Annotated in this window: 19 protein-coding genes and 1 tRNA gene; 9 read left to right on the plus strand and 11 right to left on the minus strand. The window is 48.6% G+C overall.

Translation table 11 applies throughout. From position 1 onward, the window contains the following. The first annotated feature begins 154 nt into the window (after nt 1–154). Both ACG1BZ_RS02095 and ACG1BZ_RS02100 read left to right on the plus strand, forming a co-directional pair. Nucleotides 155–1,309: a DUF3667 domain-containing protein gene (locus ACG1BZ_RS02095; protein ID WP_413664213.1), complete on the plus strand. Its 1,155-nt coding sequence runs from the start codon at nt 155–157 to the stop codon at nt 1,307–1,309. Nucleotides 1,310–1,980: 671 nt separating this feature from the next. Continuing rightward, nucleotides 1,981–2,706: a CARDB domain-containing protein gene (locus ACG1BZ_RS02100; RefSeq protein WP_413664214.1), complete on the plus strand. Its 726-nt coding sequence runs from the start codon at nt 1,981–1,983 to the stop codon at nt 2,704–2,706. Nucleotides 2,707–2,768: 62 nt separating this feature from the next. On the opposite strand, the gene ACG1BZ_RS02105 is transcribed toward ACG1BZ_RS02100, so the two are convergent. After that, nucleotides 2,769–3,044: a hypothetical protein gene (locus tag ACG1BZ_RS02105; RefSeq protein ID WP_413664215.1), complete on the minus strand. Its 276-nt coding sequence runs from the start codon at nt 3,042–3,044 to the stop codon at nt 2,769–2,771. A gap of 126 nt (nt 3,045–3,170) precedes the next feature. Continuing rightward, the gene (locus ACG1BZ_RS02110; protein WP_413664216.1) at nt 3,171–4,259 is read right to left on the minus strand and encodes a hypothetical protein; all 1,089 of its coding nucleotides are present in this window, start codon (nt 4,257–4,259) and stop codon (nt 3,171–3,173) included. A gap of 509 nt (nt 4,260–4,768) precedes the next feature. Here ACG1BZ_RS02110 and ACG1BZ_RS02115 point away from each other — a divergent pair. Next, nucleotides 4,769–5,713 carry a GlxA family transcriptional regulator gene (locus ACG1BZ_RS02115; protein WP_413664217.1) on the plus strand — a complete coding sequence of 315 codons (945 nt, stop codon included), beginning with the start codon at nt 4,769–4,771 and terminating at the stop codon, nt 5,711–5,713. A 58-nt stretch (nt 5,714–5,771) separates the two neighbouring features. Here the strand turns inward: ACG1BZ_RS02115 and ACG1BZ_RS02120 are convergent, their stop codons facing one another. Next, complete coding sequence (locus ACG1BZ_RS02120) at nt 5,772–6,785, minus strand: zinc-dependent alcohol dehydrogenase family protein (RefSeq protein ID WP_413664218.1); 1,014 nt, start codon at nt 6,783–6,785, stop codon at nt 5,772–5,774. An 807-nt stretch (nt 6,786–7,592) separates the two neighbouring features. Here ACG1BZ_RS02120 and ACG1BZ_RS02125 point away from each other — a divergent pair. Continuing rightward, complete coding sequence (locus ACG1BZ_RS02125; RefSeq protein ID WP_413664219.1) at nt 7,593–7,988, plus strand: hypothetical protein; 396 nt, start codon at nt 7,593–7,595, stop codon at nt 7,986–7,988. A 57-nt stretch (nt 7,989–8,045) separates the two neighbouring features. Next, complete coding sequence (locus ACG1BZ_RS02130) at nt 8,046–8,354, plus strand: hypothetical protein (protein ID WP_413664220.1); 309 nt, start codon at nt 8,046–8,048, stop codon at nt 8,352–8,354. A gap of 415 nt (nt 8,355–8,769) precedes the next feature. Here the strand turns inward: ACG1BZ_RS02130 and ACG1BZ_RS02135 are convergent, their stop codons facing one another. The 7 genes from ACG1BZ_RS02135 to rpsU all read right to left on the minus strand — a co-directional run bounded on the left by ACG1BZ_RS02135 (nt 8,770) and on the right by rpsU (nt 14,986). Beyond that, on the minus strand, nt 8,770–8,937 hold the full coding sequence (locus ACG1BZ_RS02135; RefSeq protein ID WP_413664221.1) for a hypothetical protein: 168 nt from the start codon (nt 8,935–8,937) through the stop codon (nt 8,770–8,772). A 270-nt stretch (nt 8,938–9,207) separates the two neighbouring features. Beyond that, nucleotides 9,208–9,284: transfer RNA gene (locus tag ACG1BZ_RS02140), tRNA-Ile, on the minus strand. Nucleotides 9,285–9,568: 284 nt separating this feature from the next. Further along, the gene (locus ACG1BZ_RS02145) at nt 9,569–9,988 is read right to left on the minus strand and encodes a diacylglycerol kinase (protein ID WP_413664222.1); all 420 of its coding nucleotides are present in this window, start codon (nt 9,986–9,988) and stop codon (nt 9,569–9,571) included. A 90-nt stretch (nt 9,989–10,078) separates the two neighbouring features. Next, nucleotides 10,079–11,950 (minus strand): RNA polymerase sigma factor RpoD, encoded by a 1,872-nt coding sequence (gene rpoD, locus ACG1BZ_RS02150; RefSeq protein WP_413664223.1) that lies wholly within the window; start codon nt 11,948–11,950, stop codon nt 10,079–10,081. A gap of 196 nt (nt 11,951–12,146) precedes the next feature. Beyond that, the gene (gene dnaG, locus ACG1BZ_RS02155; protein ID WP_413664224.1) at nt 12,147–14,111 is read right to left on the minus strand and encodes a DNA primase; all 1,965 of its coding nucleotides are present in this window, start codon (nt 14,109–14,111) and stop codon (nt 12,147–12,149) included. Nucleotides 14,112–14,126: 15 nt separating this feature from the next. Then, nucleotides 14,127–14,573, minus strand: coding sequence for a GatB/YqeY domain-containing protein (locus ACG1BZ_RS02160; protein ID WP_108731584.1), 447 nt, complete (start codon nt 14,571–14,573; stop codon nt 14,127–14,129). A gap of 197 nt (nt 14,574–14,770) precedes the next feature. Continuing rightward, nucleotides 14,771–14,986, minus strand: coding sequence for a 30S ribosomal protein S21 (gene rpsU, locus ACG1BZ_RS02165; protein ID WP_020411530.1), 216 nt, complete (start codon nt 14,984–14,986; stop codon nt 14,771–14,773). A 173-nt stretch (nt 14,987–15,159) separates the two neighbouring features. Here rpsU and tsaD point away from each other — a divergent pair, with 173 nt between their 5' ends. From tsaD to folK, 3 genes are read left to right on the plus strand one after another with little or no spacing between them, the layout of a single operon-like run. Next, nucleotides 15,160–16,194, plus strand: a complete 1,035-nt coding sequence (gene tsaD / locus ACG1BZ_RS02170) for a tRNA (adenosine(37)-N6)-threonylcarbamoyltransferase complex transferase subunit TsaD (protein WP_413664225.1) — start codon at nt 15,160–15,162, stop codon at nt 16,192–16,194. A 44-nt stretch (nt 16,195–16,238) separates the two neighbouring features. Further along, on the plus strand, nt 16,239–16,628 hold the full coding sequence (folB, locus tag ACG1BZ_RS02175) for a dihydroneopterin aldolase (RefSeq protein WP_413664226.1): 390 nt from the start codon (nt 16,239–16,241) through the stop codon (nt 16,626–16,628). Nucleotides 16,629–16,630: 2 nt separating this feature from the next. Continuing rightward, nucleotides 16,631–17,122 (plus strand): 2-amino-4-hydroxy-6-hydroxymethyldihydropteridine diphosphokinase, encoded by a 492-nt coding sequence (gene folK / locus ACG1BZ_RS02180; RefSeq protein ID WP_413664227.1) that lies wholly within the window; start codon nt 16,631–16,633, stop codon nt 17,120–17,122. A gap of 69 nt (nt 17,123–17,191) precedes the next feature. Here the strand turns inward: folK and ACG1BZ_RS02185 are convergent, their stop codons facing one another. Then, nucleotides 17,192–18,304, minus strand: coding sequence for an NADH:flavin oxidoreductase (locus tag ACG1BZ_RS02185; RefSeq protein WP_413664228.1), 1,113 nt, complete (start codon nt 18,302–18,304; stop codon nt 17,192–17,194). 148 nt (nt 18,305–18,452) lie between these two features. Here ACG1BZ_RS02185 and ACG1BZ_RS02190 point away from each other — a divergent pair, with 148 nt between their 5' ends. Further along, nucleotides 18,453–18,914 (plus strand): winged helix-turn-helix transcriptional regulator, encoded by a 462-nt coding sequence (locus ACG1BZ_RS02190; protein ID WP_413664229.1) that lies wholly within the window; start codon nt 18,453–18,455, stop codon nt 18,912–18,914. Nucleotides 18,915–18,935: the final 21 nt, after the last annotated feature.

Raw genomic sequence — 18,935 nt, forward strand, 5'->3', positions numbered from 1 at the left:
TTATAAGTCATAAAAAAATTGTACTCCAGCTGATATTCGGGATATTAGTAGAGTTCTGCTAATTGAGGTATTTCGGTTCTGGTTCGTTAGCAGATACTTGGGCCTGGAAGCTTTTGCCAGGTGAATAAGATAATCAGTGATTCGGTGAGCGGTAATGAGCACTGCAACCTCTACAAATAATTCGGATTATAATCCAAACCATTGTGCCAATTGTCATGCAGAGCTATTGGGGCCCCATTGCTATGCCTGTGGTCAGCCGGTTAAAGGCATGGTTCGTCATTTCTCCTCAGTAATTGGAGACTTTTTTGATACCCTGCTTGCTTTTGATTCCCGCACATGGAAAACAATACCCTCTCTGTTTTTTAGACCTGGATTTTTAACCGCTGAGTATTTCTCTGGTCGACGGGTGCGTTATGTCAGCCCTGTACGCTTGTTTATCTTTCTATGTATCACCAGCTTCTTTGTAACCCAGATAAACAGTGATTGGGCTATTAATTTTGGAAATGTAGACGTTGAGTCAGTCGATGTTGAAAAAGCGAGCCAAGGTTATAACGACGCCATCGAAGATATTCGAAAAGGCAAAGAAAAGCACGTTAACAATAGTTATGCTGTCGCTGTTTTGGAAGATGTTGAGAAAAATCTGATTAGCGGACAAGAGAAGCTTACCGGTGATTTGCATAAACTCAATGAAGATTTAAGTGAAATTGATGGAGGCCAGAATGGATCGGAAAACCTTTCTAAGGAGGAACTGGCCTCAGGATTGAATGAGACTATTAGTGAGTTAGATAGAGAGTTTCTTCAAGTTGATTGGCTTCCCAAACCATTAGAAGATTGGGTTAACCGTAAAGTAGAGAGCGCCCATAAAAATGTAGAAAGGGTGACCGATGATCCAAATCGTTTCAAAAAAGCATTCTTGGGAGCTCTTCCGTCAACTCTTATAGTCATACTGCCAATATTTGCCATGATGCTGTGGGTGCTTTACGTCTTTAAACGCAGACTTTATATGGAGCACCTGATTGTAGCGTTACACAGCCAGGCTTTTATCTGCCTGAGTATTCTGATTGGCAACCTGTTTTATAGTATTAGTAGTCAACTGGAAGGATACGCATTTATATCCTCATCTCTTAACATCTTGATGGCACTATTAGTTCTTTGGGTTCCTATATATCTTTTTTGGATGCAAAAGCGTGTATATCAGCAGGGTTGGATCATGACCCTGTTTAAGTATTCTTTTTTGGGTTTAGCCTATCTAGTTTTATTATCTGTTGGTGCGGCTCTTACTGTATTTTGGAGTTTAGCAGAGTTGTAAGGATATATTCTAATAGGATTCCAACCATTAAACGCATAAGCGTTAAATGGTTGGTGTTGGGGAAGTTGTGTTGTTTGGGCTCTAAGCTATCCAGGCTAAAAATTTATTTTCAGCACTACCGACATTTAGAATATTGTATTGCAAACCTTTATGTCCGTTACTCAATTCAGAACCGGCTTTATTAGCTCCAGAGGTTCTCATTTTAAGGTGTCTATCTGGAAGGTGAATTCGGTTTGTAAACCTGGCGAAGTTGTTTGTTGCGATGGCTGGCTATTAGCCAGTGTTAAATACGCTTTGTTATGCTTATTTTATCTGCTACCAATTCTATTCGCTCAGCTGGTAATAGTATTTTATAGCCTGATCTAATTATAGGTGATTAGATATTCCATTTGAGAATTCTTTAAGCTGCCTTCAATCTTTCAGTATTAATAACCTTTCTAAGGTTATGTTGGCGGTTCTAATTGATTTTAGAAATTTATAGGGTGGTAATATTTTGTTTGTTATTAAAATGATCAAATCGCAATAAAATTCCCGCCATAATTTTGTCTGTCTTGGTAGACCTGCAGTAAAGTCTGCATACAATCTCCCTGCCCAAAAGTTCTATTTTTAGTGTGCATATACATTATCTTGGGTAAATCAAATATGTATTTTTTAATTCAAAGGAGGGCGTTATGTTTAAATTTGTTTTTCGTATGCTCACAGCAGTTGCTACTTGTTTTATTACGGTTATCAGTTATGCAGACCCAATTCAAGATTTAAGTATGCAAAACTATGAAGCGGGTTGGTTTCCAAATTATTGGCAGGGGCAGGGCCCACTGACATGTCGTCGGACTTGCGCAATTTGGGTTGGAGGGGTGCCTGAGTCAGAGGTTGCTACTGACTTGATAGATGATTTTGAATCTACCAGTGTTTGTAAGGTAACTCGCGACCCTGAAATAATCGAGAAACCTGTCAATGACCCATCATCTCACTGGCTCTATGGCAATCAGTTTGACGATAAGCCGGTTTGCTATGTCGGAACCCCTTATGGTGTCAAAGAAGATGATCACTATATGTGCCTATGTGTATGTAATAAACCTGACCTGATAGTGAGCCAAATCTATGATCCGATCTGGAATCCTGGAACCGGGCAATCCATTATCGTAGTCGATATCACTAATATAGGTGCTCTGGCAGCGCCAATCAGCCAGGCTCGCCTTTTAGATATTGATACACTAGCCAACGATGTACAGGCGACGCCTGCAATTCCAGCAGGTGGTACTGTAAGTATCGTATTCACTTTGGGTTACTGGGTTTTTGATCCGGATGCGGTTTTAGAGGTAACTGCTGACTTTACCAATCTCGTCGATGAGTGTAACGAAAATAACAATACACTGACTTATGCCCAGCAAGGGTAGTAGTAGATAGGGGGAGAGCTCCCGGAACTAAGCCGTAGGGAGCTTTGAGATACTAAATAAGATCAGCTCGAAAGAAACACATTAATAACCTGGCAGCTTTCTTTATCCACCGCAGCATTAGGCTGTTCATTACCGACTGTTTGCTCCCCTGGTATTTTAGGTAGCACGAGATACATTCGTGGATAGTCTCGGACTATATAATCTTTTTTATCTGCACTCAGCCAAGGGTATTCAGCGGCAATGGCTGTTACTCCATGGAGTAAAGCGATACCATCTGTGCAACTATTAGGAGTAGTAGCTGTGGTGAGCATGGCAAAAGCTAATGAAGAGAAGTTCATAATCTCTGCTATCCCAATGGGTCTTCAGACTGACGTTAGTTTATTCTGGGGACAGTATAGCTGAGCTTGATTATGAGCAACAGATGCTCTATTAAAGCGGCCAGCCGAAGCTGGCCATCTTCTGCACTATGCGTGCTCTACAGAGGTTTCTTCGACTTTCTCCCAGAGGCGTGTCTCTGTCGGACTAATTAATTTGGACAAAAGATTCGGGGCCACAGAGGTTAGCCCAATAAAACCAACTATCGCACGGAAAATAAATGAGTCAAGCCAGTAGATAAGGCCTATTAACAGTATTGCTATCACAAGTGATGGTAGAGTGGCTTGCAAACGAGACCGCTGAATATGCTGATAATCCATTGTCTCAGGTAGTTGTTTCTCGATACGTTCTAATGCGTGCGCTTTTACTGTTTGATTTAAGAACTCAACAGAATGGGTCTTATCCCCGTGCTTGATAGTTATTACATCTGAATTGTGGTCACTGCTAAGTGAATTTATTTCATTGAGAGGGATTCGTGCTGCGGTATCAGGTTTACACAAATGATATATTTCTTCAGGGGATTTCCCCGCTTGATAGGCGGATTGAGCAGTTGAAGCCTGTTTTTTCGGGATATCAAAATAGACGAGTTCATCTCCTTCTAAGGCGACGAGGTAGTTATCATCGATATCAAGCCAGGACGTCTCAGTATAAAAGCCCTCGGGTAGTGCTTTTTTTGACTCCCTTACAAACAAGAAGCTTAAAATCCAATATAAGACGAGGCAGATACCTATAGTGATAGGTGCTGCTTGAATCAGGTTTCCTACAGGTGTGTTATTTTCGACATCTCTTTGAGCATTTTGCGCTAATACATGCCCGTAGATGTCGCCCTCTGGAAACCATACTTCGATAGGTTGACCTTGTTTATATTGACTATAAATTCCTTTTGAAACCTCTGCGGAGGATTCAAAGTCTTCATCTTCATAGTTAAACTGGTAGTCAATATAGTAATTTGTACGATAGCGCTTTTTACCTTTGCGGCCACGATACTCTTCTTCCTCCTCTCTTAACGCTACTACTTCAGCATCTAGAGCTTGATGATTTTCGATCCAACTTAATGATTCATTGTTGGCACGAGAGTAATAGTTTGACAGAAAGTAAGTCAGAATAAGGAAAACTAAAATGCATACTGTACGTACCATTGATTTTCTTTTTTGTCCGGGGGACTTCTGTAACGCCATTTAATACATCCTTACTGTATTTCTTGTACTTTAGGTATTGGTACTTTTGGAGTAATAAGTTGTTTTTTATGGGGTGGAAACTGGGTGTGGGTAAAAGATACAACTGCAGTTTGTTTGATGAATAAAACTGAAGGTTAACTCTAAATTAATTTTTATTACTTGACCGGCATCATGGTTGGTTCAGTTGCATCTTGAGTATTTTTATAATGCTTATTTGTTATTGAGTAAAACTTCCTATTTAGGATAAGAGCTGACCAATTTGGTACGAACAGTTTGAATAATAAGAGCCTTACAAATATTGAGCAGCTGAATGGTAGAGTTTTAATTGCTTTGGGATTTGGACTGACTAGCTAATCTTTTGCCAGCCTTATGAGGTTGGGTGGTTCAGTTTCATGGAGGTAGTTCTATGTTGAACTAGTTTAGGTGAAGTACCAATGTCGTTTTGTGTCGTAAATGTGTCATAGCAGACGCGCCCACTGGAGTACAATTCCCTGTGTGGAGGAGATGCTATGACCAAGAAGATAGGTTTTTTTGTTGCAGATAGATTCCAGGCGTTAGACCTTTTTGGGCCCTTGGATGCCTTTATGGAGACTAATAGTTTCGTTAGTGAGGCCTATACAAGTCGTTTGATAGGTTTAACCAATGCATCAGTTAAAACCGCGTACGGCCAAGCCCTATCAGTGGATTTTGATATTTACCAGGATAGGGAAATTGATTACCTGGTCATTACTGGCGGTACTGGGATGCGGCAGCTGCGCTTAAGTCCTAAGCAGGTAAATGCGCTGCGTGCAATTGCAGACAAAGCAGAGCGTGTCTTGAGTATCTGTACAGGTGCATTCTTACTAGCAGATATATTTCCGGAACAAAAGCACCGTATTACCACTCACTGGCGGCATTGCCGGCAGCTTGCCGAGCAAGCAGTCAATTATCAGGTTGAGCAGGACCCTTTGTTTATTGAAAGCGGAAAACTGTGGTCTTCAGCGGGAATTCTATCTGGAGTCGACTTGGCCCTGGAAGTGATTCGCCAGGATTATGGTAATACTATTGCAGCCAGTGTGGCTAAAGACCTGGTGGTTTATCTGCAACGCAGGGGAGGGCAGTCCCAGTACTCTGATCTGCTTAAAGTGCAATCCAGTGACAGTATGAGGCTCAATCCTCTATTGGAGTGGCTGTCGGAGAATTACCAGAAATCAATCAGCGTTTCCGATATGGCGGAGCGTATTTCTGTTAGCGATCGCCAGTTAACTCGCTTGTTCAAGCAACATCTTAATAGCACCCCCGGACATTATCTAAACCAACTCCGTTTAAACCGGGCGCGGGATTTAATCACCTGTGAATCAGCAAGTCTTGTTCAGGTGGCTCGGCAGGTAGGGTTTGCAAGCTATGATAGCTTTCGCCGGGCTTTTTATGGCCAATTTGGTGTGTCCCCCTCATATTTCAGTAGGAATCGTTAAGCCGCGCTCTCACAAGTGTCTTAGCTTTAAGAGTGCGGCGAGATTGAGAGCTATTCCATTACCACTCGACGCAGATCTTGCCAAAGTGCGACCCGCTGGCTTGGTACTCAAATGCCGCAGCCAGTTCCTCCATAGGGTAAGACTTATCAATCACTGGCTGTATCTGGCTGGTTTCCAATGCGGTGATATATTCCCGTTGATCCCTACGGCTTCCAACGATCAAGCCCTGTAACCGGGCCTGCTTGGCCATCAACTGTGCTGTGGGCACTTCTCCCGAGCGGCCAGTTAAAACACCAATCAATGAAATATGGCCGCCAACTCTGACTGAATGGATCGATTGCTCTAGTGTACCGGGGCCACCGAGCTCAATAATATGGTCCGCACCTTTGCCTTCCGTCAGCTCCATAACCTTTGTTGACCACTGTGTATGAGTGCGATAGTTGACGCCATGATCGGCGCCTAATTTTTTAGCGCGCTCCAGTTTCTCGTCGGAAGAAGAAGTAACAATAACTTTGGCCCCCAGTATTTTGGCAATCTGAATTACCGTAATAGATACTCCGCCAGTGCCTAGAGTCAATATTGTGTCGCCAGGTTTTACCTTGCCGTCTACTACTAATGCCCGCCAAGCAGTAAGGCCTGCGGTAGTAATGGTTGCCGCCTGAGCGTGGCTCCAGCCTTTTGGGGCAAGGGTAAAGGCGCTCTGATCGCGCACAACAAACTCAGCGGCCATCCCATCGATACCGTCACCAGGCGTATTGGCAAAGTTACCCACGGAAGCCATAGGCGTACCTGCTGTCCACTGTGGGAAAAAGCACGACACAACAGAATCGCCGACCTGAAAATCGGTAATATCCTCACCAACTGCATCCACGATACCGCCGCCATCAGACATCAGAATGCGGCTGTCTTCTGTAGGAATACCGCCATTGGCGACTAAAAGATCGTGGAAGTTGAGAGAGGAGGCTTTAATTGCAACACGGATCTGGCCTGGGCCGGGTACTCCCGGGTCATCGATGTCGCTAACCGAAATATTTTCTAGTCCGCCTGGTGTTTTTAGCGTCAATGCCTTCATAGTTTTTTCCTTTTATTGATTTCTTAGTTCACTAGATAATAAATTAACTTTGATATGTTTGATAAGTTGGGAAATATTTAGATTAATTGTGAAATCAAAGAGAACTAGTCTCTCGGCATCTAAAGGAAAGGCCTTTTTAGGTAATCGAATCTATCGTTGATTCAAGTGAAAGATATCCACAATGGAAGGTCGGCCTGTAAGGCTGTTATTGATTATTTATTAAATTATCCACTTGGATATTCGCATTGATATCTTTCAGTGGGGTTAAGTGCTGCTTGAATTTAGGAAAGGTCTTCCTCTTTACTTACTTCTACGTAATATAAGATTTTTAAATTTTCTAAGCTTCAGGATAGGCATATAATAGCCTAGTGATACCCTCTGGATTCTTTAGAATTTCAGAGTCAAGTAGAGCTTTATAGTGTTTAATGACCTAGAAGATTGTCTGCAAGAAGGAAAGTAATATCCCATTATCTTTATAGAAATTTATATTCCTTATGAGTCCATTTCCTGTTGCAAATGCATTAGATACGTCTAAAAGTCTTCAAGCACTAAAACATGCGGGTGCAGGACTTTTTATGTCAGTACTGCTATTTCACTTTGGAATGGTGGTCAGGCCTTAAGTAATGGGAATGGCTTTGGTGTATTTAATGCAGGCGTTGACTTAGCGTTTGGTGTAGCGGGATTTGCAGGGGGTACTGTGGGTGCTGTTAGCTATGGTGGAACATCAGCAGCTATTAAATATATTCCTGGAGTGTATGATTATACTGTCAAGCCTGGAACAGATTTCTTATGTTGGTATACTGAAAATTGTTAGATCAAAATATGCTTAATTCTTTTTATTTTAAATTTTTTGCGCTCTCCGAAAAGATCAATGGTGTGGGCAGACATAATCACTACTATGCCTGTCTGTCCCTCTCTTTCTTTGAGGTTGCCCTTTTTATAAACGGAGCTTTGCTTGCTCATATGTTTTTAGGGATAGGAGAGGTTTTTTCTGGTGTTACCAAATTTTCGGCAGTATTATTTTCCATTACTGTTTTTTTAGTAAATTATATACTTTTTTCTATTCGAAGTCGCAGTAAGGGTTTTTTAGTTAAGAAAAAGGTTGTTCTCTGTCAGCCTTCTGGGTATGTGGGTGGAGTGTTGAGCTTATTGGTTCCTATAATTTGTATATTTTTTCTAGCATACTTCTTGACTGAAAGATGAGCTGCTGCACAAAAGGATGGTCTTTGGAATTCTGCTAAAGACTATGTTGATGCATTCTTGGATGGTGCTAAATGGCGTTATAACGCGGTAGCAAATGGGTCAAGTCAAGATTTCTTTGAAGGCATTCTTGAGGGGATAATTAATTTTACTGGTGGTTGGACAGAAAGTTCTTTTACTACTGCCATGAAAAATAATTTCATGACAACAAGTATTGCAGTTGGTATTCTGAAGTCAGTAGATAAAAAAGTAGTGGGATTATTTGTCGGTAGTGCAATTGTACGTGAAACTGGATATATGACGTTTGGACAGTTTTTTAAAGGTGGTTTAAGCCGACAGCCCACTTGGGAGCAAGGCTTTAAACTCTAGGTCATGTGTCTACAGGTGCTGTAGTTAATGGTGCACTTTTAACGGCTGCATATGAAGCTAGAAAATTTTTTCTCATTTGTTCGTATTGCTGTAAATAGAATAGCAATTTGGCTATCTGAATAGTAGGTTTAAGTTTGGTGGAGAATCCAGTTGAGTGAAATTGATCCGATAGGCTCTTCTAGAGTGAAACCAGTTTATAGAAAGCTAGCTTTAGTTCTTGCAGTATTATTTATAATTGCGATTTGTGGAGTAATTGTATTAGTGATTGCGGAAAGGTTTGATTGGTTTCTTATTTTTGGGCTTGTAATTTGTTCATGGTCGGCTCGATTCTTTATGAGGGTTTTCAGAAGCTAAAAATACGGACATTAGTTTGAGTGCTACCGAATAAGAAAAGTAGATCGCTAACTATCAGTAGTTAGCGATCTAATGGCCGCATGGCATGTTCCACTTGGCTCTGGGCGATAATCGCAACAATCACCCGCATCACCGTGTCCTTGTCTTGATCATCAAAAGTCCCCAGCAGCTTGAAATGCTTAAATAGCACCATCGCTGCGGATGGGGCATTTTTCATCGACTGGCCCATTATCAGATAGTCCAGTGACATCTCAAAAATAATAGAAATATTCAGGGATTCGTGAATTACACGATTTTCCTTACGAATCCTTACACCGCATCAATAATAGGCCAATAAATACTTGAGCTTTAAGCAATTGGCGGGCCCTAGAAAGCTACGAATATTTCTTTAGCTAATTTTTTGTAAGGTGGCGAGTAAGTAATCGCTTCCCCTGAAAGCTAAGGACAGCGGGGGAGTTGAATTACCTAGAAATGGCTTGGGTTCATAGGGGATTAAAAATGGTGGGCCCTCCGGGACTCGAACCCAGGACCTGCCGATTATGAGTCGGATGCTCTAACCAACTGAGCTAAGGGCCCACACATTGCTTGCGAGGATCGTTGCAAGCGGTTGGGAAAAGTACAAGATTTTCCCTTGCAAATCAATGCCTTTGTTAGCACTCAAAGCCGATATGGGCAAATTCTAGAAATCTTCTTTTCCTGTTGCTCAAGCTTTCGCCAACAACTGATCTTTATGGAATAGATGCTCACCTTGAGAGAGCTGCCAAACAGCTTAATTGGTTCGAGTGTCTTAACTAGAGACTTTAATTGGTACAGATGTCTTATTTATGCGAAATGGAGGCCAAAATCTCATACTAAAGTATTTAAATCGACAGTTTGGGGATAAGAATACAGCACCAAACCAGGAATGCAGCGAAGAGGGCGACGGCCACGGCGGCGGAGCCCGTGTCTTTGGCAATCTTGGCCAGCGGGTGTTTCTCGGGGCCGATGCGGTCCACGGTCGCCTCAATAGCGCTGTTGATAAGTTCGATTGGGAGGACAAACATCACGGCTGCAATCAATATGGCGCGCTCAGTAGGTGTCTCCCCGGCCCAGAGTGCGAGAGGCACCATTAGGCAGGCGGCAATCACTTCCTGGCGAAAAGCTTCCTCATTGCGCCATGCAGCGACGAGCCCCTGACTGGAGTAGCTAGTGGCAGCCAGGAGGCGAGCAAACCCCTTCTTGCCGGGCTTGTTGGCAAGCTCTTCAGATTTTTCCTGCTTATTCGCCATTTCTTTTTGCATGCTTATCTCCTGCTTTCACTAAGCCTGCGCGGGGAGGTCATCTTTATGTCACAAAAAAAAGCCCGGTTGAACCGGGCTTTAGTCTAGCGCTTACTCGTCGAGGAAGCTGCGTAAATGCTCCGACCTGGAGGGGTGTCGCAGTTTGCGCAATGCTTTCGCTTCGATCTGACGGATACGCTCGCGGGTTACGTCAAACTGTTTGCCCACCTCTTCCAGAGTGTGGTCGGTATTCATATCAATACCGAAACGCATACGCAGTACCTTGGCTTCACGGGCGGTGAGGCCGGAAAGCACGGAGCGGGTGGCGTCGTGCAGGCCAGTTTGAGTGGCGGTATCCACCGGCGAGGATTGATTTTGATCCTCGATAAAGTCACCCAGGTGGGAGTCTTCGTCGTCGCCGATAGGCGTCTCCATGGAGATTGGCTCTTTAGCGATCTTGAGGACTTTGCGCACCTTGTCTTCCGGCATTTCCATGCGCTCGCCCAGTTCTTCCGGAGTGGGTTCGCGACCCATTTCCTGCAGCATCTGGCGGCTGATACGGTTGAGCTTATTAATAGTCTCAATCATATGTACCGGGATACGGATGGTACGGGCCTGGTCCGCAATAGAGCGGGTAATGGCCTGGCGAATCCACCAGGTGGCATAAGTGGAGAACTTGTAACCTCGGCGGTATTCAAATTTATCCACAGCCTTCATCAAGCCGATGTTGCCCTCCTGGATCAGGTCCAGGAATTGCAGGCCGCGGTTGGTGTACTTCTTGGCGATAGAGATAACCAGACGCAGGTTGGCTTCGACCATCTCTTTCTTGGCACGGCGTGAACGGGCCTCACCAATGGACATGCGGCGGTTGATCTCTTTGATCTGGCCTACGTCCAGCTTAGCGCGCTCCTGGAACTGAGCCAGTTTGCGCTGGGCGCGAACAACTTCGTCTACGACGTGGCGCAGGGCATCGGAGTAATCGCGCTTTTTCTTGATGATTGCGGGAATCCAATCATCATTGGTCTCGTTGCCGGGGAATTCCTTGATAAAGGTCTTGCGCGGCATACGGGCGCGTTTGATACACATGGCCATAACCACGCGCTCTTGTTCGCGCACGCTGTCGAGTACGTAGCGAACTTCGCCGTACAGCGGGTCGAACTGACGGGGAGCCAGTTTAAAGAAGCGGAATACATCGCCAACGGCTTCTAGGGCCTGGCCGGCTTCTTTGGAATCGCGACCGTGGGCGGCGATGGCTTCGTCGGCAGCTTTTTGTGCGGCGATCAGCGCGTTCATGCGCTCGGCGAGCTCTTCGGGGTCGATACCGCCGGTAGCTTCCTCTTCCTCGTCGCTGCTGTCGTCATCGCTGTCGTCGTCATCGCTGTCGTCGTTATCGGAATCTGATGATTCCGGCGCGCTGGCAGCGGCGGCGGCTTGGCCGGCCTGGGCTCCGGGCGGAACCTCGTCGGCGGGGTCGAGCCAACCAGAGATAATATCGGGGATGCGGCGCTCTTCTTTCTCGATCAGAGCGTACTCATTGATGATCTGCTGCACTGCACCCGGCCAGTAGGCTAGGGCGGCCATCAGTTCGCGCAGGCCCTCTTCAATACGCTTGGCAATGGCGATCTCGCCCTCGCGCGTGAGCAGCTCTACGGTGCCCATTTCGCGCATATACATGCGTACTGGATCGGTGGTTCGGCCTACGTCGGACTCTACGGCTGCCAGGGCAGCGGCAGCTTCGGCTGCGGCGATTTCATCAGCGGAGCTGTCGCCTTCAGCCATCAACAACTCTTCGGCATCCGGTGCGGTTTCAAACACCTTGATGCCCATGTCGTTGATCATGCCAATAATGTCTTCCACCTGATCGGGATCGGAAATATCTTCCGGTAGGTGGTCATTTACCTCGGCATAGGTCAGATAGCCCTGCTCTTTACCGCGGGCGATCAGTTCCTTAATGCGGGACTGTTGCTGGGTTTTGTCGGTCATGCACAACCCTGAATTCTGGGAATGAAAATACGGGACAAAGACGCGGGATTATAGCGTATTTGCACTAGCAATAACCACTCTAGCTGTCAAGTAACGGCGTAGGTGCGATGTTTAGGGTGCTGGGGTTCCCGATCCCGCCCGGCGGGGGTGAGTGAATATAGTGCTGAGCCCGCAGTTTTCAAGGGGTTGGCGCTTATTAATTCTGCTTTTTTCGCCAATTGGCTAATAGAGCCAGTTGTTCTTCGGGGCTCAACTGGGCGCTGTTCTTAAGTTGATCGAGTAAATTGCGGTTGCGCTGCTTGTCTGCAGCTTGTTTCAGGCGCAGCAGACAGTCGTTAAATTCGGTGTGCGGATCGTATTCCAGGTTGCTGTCATCCTGGGCGAGTTGCCGCGCGACCGAAACCAGTGGAGAAATAGCGAGCTTGGCCAGGGTATCGCAAGATTCTGCGCTGTGGTGTGCGCGCCAGTGGCCGATCAATTGATAGAAATTTAATTGGGGGCGGCTTTTGTACAGCTCTACCAGCTGGATAAACAATGCCAGGTCTGCATTGCCCTCGATGGGGAATTGCTGTGGATTTTCGATTTGTGCTGCCAGCTCCGGGTGGTGCAACAGCAGGGCGATCAGCATGCGCTCCGGTGGCAGGAGATATTGGCTCTGGCGGCGCGGACTGTCGTAACTCGGTGCTGCACTTTCACTGAAGTTACTGTCGCGCTGCCAGGGTTCCGGCGGTGTGCGGTGCTCCAGCTCCTCGTGAGGGGAGGGTGCCTGGCTTGGCTCTCCCTGTGCAGCTGTAGGTTGCGGGTGGGGCTGTTGTGGCGCGCGAGCTTTTTCTGTGCGGATAACCTCTTGCAGGGTTTCCTTGTCGAGTCCGGTGCGCGAGGCCAGTTGTTGGAACATCAGCTGGCGGTAGACACCATCGGGCAGCAGGTCCAGCAGGGGGGCGGCGAGTTTGGACAGGCGCGCGCGGCCGTCCATGGTCTGCAGGTTGATATCTTCGCTCAGTAGGTCGAAGAGAAAATCTTCCAGCGGTAGGGATTGCTCCTTAATTAACTGCTGGAAACGTTCACCGCCCAGTTGGCGTACCAGGGTGTCCGGGTCCTCGCCTTCTGGCAGCAGCAGGAAGCGCAGGCTGCGCCCGTCCTGCATCTGCGGCAGGGCCGACTCCAGAGCGCGGCGGGCGGCAGCGCGGCCGGCACGATCGCCGTCAAAGCAAAATAGCAGTTCCGAGGTGTGGCGGAAGGCGAGTTGAATATGGTCTTCGCCACAAGCGGTGCCCAGGGTGGCGACGGCGCAGCGGATATCGAACTGGGCCAGGGCCACCACATCCATATAGCCTTCAACCACAATCAGGCGCTCTAAATTGCGGTTGGCCTGGCGCGCTTCCCACAGACCGTAGAGTTCGCGGCTCTTGTGGAAAATCGGGGTTTCCGGGGAATTTAGGTACTTGGGTTTGTCGTCGCCCAGTACCCGCCCGCCAAAGGCGATGGCGCGCCCGCGCTGGTCGCGGATCGGGAAAATAATACGGTTGCGGAAGCGGTCATAGTGGTGGCGCGCGTTGGGCTTGGTGTTGCCATCACTGTCCTGGCGGCGAATGGCCAGGCCTGCCAGTTCCAGTTGATCCGCTTTCTCGGGGGTATCGGCTAATGCATTGAGCAGGTTGTCCCAGCCGGGGGGCGCAAGGCCGATACCAAAGTCCCGGGCAATCTCACCGGAGAGGCCGCGATTACGCAAGTAGGCCACCGCATTGCCTGCGGCGGGGTGGTTACGCAGTTGTTCACGGTAGTAGTCGGCGGCTTTCTCTGTGAGCTGGTAGAGAGATTGACTCTCCCGCTGGCGCTTTTCTTGCCCCGGTGCCAGTTGTTCCCTGGGAACTTCCAGTCCACGGGTGGCCGCGAGTTTTTCCACCGCTTCTGGGAAGGGCAGGCGGTCGTACTCCATGAGGAAGCCGATGGCATTGCCATTGGCGCCGCAGCCGAAGCAGTAATAAAACTGCTTGTCCGCACTCACGGTAAACGATGGGGTTTTCTCGTCGTGGAAGGGGCAGCAGGCAGAGTAGTTTTTGCCGGTTTTACGCAGCTTGACCCGGCTGTCCACCAGCTCGACGATATCTGCCCTTGCGAGCAGATCGTCGATAAAGTGCTGGGGTATCTTGCCGGCCATGGGAATTCGCTCAGCTTAGGCCAGTTGGGCCTTCACCAGTTTGCTCACCGCGCCCATATCTGCACGGCCCTGCACCTGGGGTTTAACCTGGGCGATGACTTTGCCCATATCCGCCATGCTGTTGGCACCGGTGTCTTTGACGGCGGAGGCAACGATATCGGTGATCTCAGCTTCGCTCAGCTGCTTCGGCAGGAATTCCTGGATAACTTCAATTTCAGCCTGCTCTACTGCTGCCAGCTCAGCCCGGCCAGCTTTCTCGTACTGGGTAATGGAGTCGCGGCGCTGCTTGGTCATTTTGTCCAGCAGGGCAAGGATGCGGGCGTCATCCAGGTCGATTCGCTCGTCGACTTCAACGCGTTTGATCTCGGCGTTGATCAGGCGCAGGGTGGCCAGGCGCTCTTTGTCTCGCGCTTTCATTGCGTCTTTAGTGGCTTGAGTCAGGGTTTCCTTGAGAGTGCTCATAGTGAGTGTTCCGAGATTGTTGGCAATGAATTTTGGATCAGGGGCTTAGGATAGCTTGTCTGTTGGGCGGGGGAAATGTGTTAGCCCAAACGAAAAACGGCGCGCGAGTATGGCTCGCACGCCGTTCTTTATAGCTCCGCTACGGGCTAAGCCCGTCCGGCCGCCTCGCTGCGACAGGCTTATGCAGCCTGCGGCTCTTAGTAGAGACGCTGGAACTTGCGGTTTTCGCGCTGAAGCTTTTTAGCGTGACGCTTTACAGCGGCAGCAGCTTTGCGCTTACGAACAGCGGTGGGCTTCTCGTAGAACTCGCGACGACGTACTTCAGACAGTACGCCTGCTTTTTCACAGGAGCGCTTGAAACGGCGCAGGGCGATATCGAAAGGTTCGTTGTCTTTGATTCGTACAGAGGGCATTAGGATACCTGTTAAAATTCGTTTCTCTCGGCCATTCCGGCAATGCTCTCGCAGTTGCATCCGGTGGCCGGTTCACAGCGAGGGCGCAAATTCTAAACACTCCTATACGGGATCGCAACCCCATTTTCCAGTATGATAACCACCCCTCGAAGTAGTCACGAGAATGAGATCAAGTGCGCGTCCTTGGTATAGAAACTTCCTGCGATGAAACTGGCGTCGCTATTTACGATTCTGAGTCCGGTTTGCTCAGCCATGCCCTGTTCAGTCAAGTGGACCTGCATGCCGATTATGGCGGCGTAGTCCCCGAGCTGGCGAGCCGTGATCATGTGCGCAAGCTCTTGCCGCTGGTTCGACAGGTAATGAAGAAGGCCGATACCAGCCCTTCAGACCTCAATGGTATCGCCTATACCGCAGGCCCCGGTCTGGTGGGAGCGCTGATGGTCGGGGCCTGCGCGGCCCGTGCACTGGCCTATGGCTGGGATATTCCGGCGGTGGCGGTGCACCATATGGAAGGCCACCTGCTGGCCCCAATGCTGGAGGATAATCCGCCCGCCTTCCCTTTTGTGGCCCTGCTGGTTTCCGGCGGACACACCCAGCTGGTGGAGGTGCGGGGGCTCGGCGATTACGAACTGATGGGTGAATCCCTGGATGACGCTGCCGGCGAGGCCTTTGATAAGGCCGCTAAAATGCTCGACCTGGATTATCCCGGTGGCCCGCGTTTGGCTGCCCTGGCGGAGAAAGGAGATCCCAAACGCTTTACCTTCCCGCGGCCTATGACGGATCGACCGGGGTTGGATTTCAGTTTTTCAGGTCTTAAAACCTTCACCCTGACGACGGTGCGTAAACACGCCCTCGAGGATGGTTTGCCGGGCGAGCAGACTTGCGCAGATATTGCTGCGGCTTTCCAGGAGGCGGTAGTGGATACCCTGGTGATTAAATGTCGTCGCGCTATTAAGGCTTCCGGCTATAAAACCCTGGTGATTGCCGGTGGAGTTTCCGCAAATAAATTATTGCGTGAGCGTTTGGAAACGAGCCTGCGAAAGGATCACGCCAGCGTCTACTATCCCCGCCATGAATTCTGCACTGATAACGGCGCCATGATCGCCTACGCCGGTAGTTTACGTTTAAAAGCAGGGGAGCAGACGAGCCTTGCGGTAGATGTGCGTCCGCGCTGGCCTATGACAGAATTGCCCAAGACCGAACTTTAAAAATCCCAGGAATAGCCTGGCAGTAAAAAGAAAAGAGCCGATAAATGGATATTGTTTATATACGGGATTTAAAGGTGAATACCATTATTGGTATTTACGATTGGGAGCGGGAAGTGCGACAGACGGTCAGTCTCGATTTGGAGATGGCCTTCGATATTAGTGAGGCGGCGCGCACAGACAATATCGAGTACACACTTAACTATAAAGCGGTGGCCAAGCGCTTGATCGCTTTTATTGAAAGCAGTGAGTTTCTGTTGGTGGAGACCATGGCAGAGCAGGCTGCGGCAATTGTCAGGGAAGAGTTTTCTGTAAGCTGGCTGCGAATGCGGTTGTCCAAGCCGGGTGCGGTCAGAGGGTCCAGGGATGTGGGTGTCATTATTGAGCGCGGCGAGAGGCCGGCAAAAGGTGCAGCAGCGATGTCTGCGGGAGTGTAAACGTGGCTCAGGTGTATCTCAGCCTCGGCAGTAATATCAATCGTGCGCAATATATCCGCGCAGCGCTGGATGCCCTGGCCGGGCGGTTTGGCGAATTACAGGTGTCCCGGGTCTTCGAAAGTGAAGCGGTAGGTTTCCAGGGCGATAACTTTTACAACCTGGTGGTGGGGCTGCAAACTGACCTGCCGGTAGGACAGCTGGCCCTGTGTCTGCGCGGTATTGAAGATGCCAACGGCCGCCTGCGCTCCGGGCCCAAGTTCAGCGCGCGCACCCTGGATATTGATATTCTCACCTATGATCACCTGACGGGAACTGTCGACGGGGTAAAATTGCCTAGAGGTGAGATTGTAAAAAATGCCTTTGTTTTACAGCCCTTGGCAGAAATTGCTCCAGAAGTATTGCATCCGGTCGAGCAGAAAACATACCGCCAGCTGTGGGATGAGTACGACCAGGCTTCACAAAAATTGTGGCCGGTAGAATTTATTTGGCCGTGATTCCAATAAATTTTTAAAAAATGCAGATAAAAAAGCAGCCCTTTGAGGCTGCTTTTTTGTTAGGAATAATTAACTCAGGCTCATTAGCGCCTCTTTGGTAAACGGCGTGATTTCCTCCGCGCGATCTTCGCGCACCTTGGCGAACCAGTGTGGGTCTTGTAATAGCGCGCGGCCAACGGCAATCAGGTCGAACTCCTGGTTGTCCATACGGCGGGTCAGTTCGGCTAAATCGGTAGGGTTGGCAGTGCCGCCCATGCCCTGGTTATTGCCGCCGATAAAATCATCGTCGAGGCCGACACTGCCGACAGAAATTACCGGTTTTCCCGTCAATTCCTTGGTCCAGCCTGCCAGGTTGAGATCAGAACCCTCAAATTCTGGCACCCAGAAGCGTCTTGTAGAGGCGTGGAAAATATCAACGCCAGCTTCAACTAGCGGTGTTAGGAAACGTTTCAGTTCTTCAGGGGTTTGCGCCAACTTGGCTTCGTAATCCTGCTGCTTCCATTGGGAGTAGCGCAGCACTATGGCAAAATCTTCGCCCACGGCTTCACGTACTGCTTTGATAATTTCCACTGCAAAGCGGGTGCGATTTTCGATGGAGCCACCGTACTCGTCATCGCGTTGGTTGGTACCTTCCCAGAAAAACTGGTCGATCAGATAGCCGTGGGCGCCGTGGATCTCTACGCCGTCGAATCCGATTTCCTTGGCTGCTTTCGCCGCGTCCGCAAAAGCTTGTACAACTTCCTGGATGTCCTCTTTGCTCATCGCCTGGCCATTGGGCTTGCAGGGTTTGAACAGGCCTGAGGGGGAGTAGCCGGGCACTGATTTATCCGGGCCTATGCCCTCTTTGCGCACGGAGCCTACGTGCCATAACTGCGGGATAATCTGGCCACCGGCAGCGTGTACTTCGTCTACCACTTTTTTCCAGCCGGCGAGAGCGGCCTCACCGTAGATTGCCGGAACATTCTCGTAGCCGTTTGCAGCTTTATGATTAACGAAGGTGCCTTCGGTAATAATTAGTCCCACTTCACCTTCAGCTCGGCGGCGGTAATAGCCGGCCACTTGATCATTGGCTGCATAGCCCGGTGACATAGTGCGGGTCATGGGGGCCATTGCGACCCGGTTGCGCAGCTTTAGGGATTTATGCTCGAAAGGACGCAGTAGGTTGTCCAGGGAACCACTCATATTTCTCTCCTGAATGTCTCGATTCAGCACTGGGACTCACTGGTCCCACTAGGTCACAATTAAAACGGTTGCGTTATAAGACCTTATTTTGGTGGTGAGTTCAATATCTAGTTTCGTATTGCAACTTTTTTGTCGGTATACTAGGGGTATGTCACGTAAACGCTTTGATGATCTTGATTGCTCCCTGGCTTGCGCCCTAAATGAGGTGGGGGACTGGTGGTCCCTGCTGATAATTAAGCAGGCGATGCTGGGTACCCGCCGTTTTGTGGATTTCCAAAGAAACCTGGGAATTGCCAAAAATATCCTTGTGGATCGGTTATCACGTCTGGTGGATAACGAGGTGTTGGTACGCTTTGATGCGGGTGAACACGGCACTCGCTACGAGTACCGCTTAACGGAAAAAGGTCGGGACCTGTTTACGGTGGTAATCGCCCTGCGCCAATGGAATCTGCGCTGGAACGGCAATAAAGATGGGATGCACCTGGTCGATAAAAACAGTGGTGAGCCTATCTCTGAAGTGGCTGTACAGAATGTCCAGGGACAAAAACTTAGCATTCGCGATGTATTATTTGTGGATGAAAATGGCCAGCCCCTAGAGCAGGCTGGCTAGCTGGCTTTTTGAGGGACTCTA

Origin of the sequence: Microbulbifer sp. CNSA002 (assembly GCF_047324085.1) — a bacterium.
In the GTDB taxonomy this organism is placed as follows: domain Bacteria; phylum Pseudomonadota; class Gammaproteobacteria; order Pseudomonadales; family Cellvibrionaceae; genus Microbulbifer.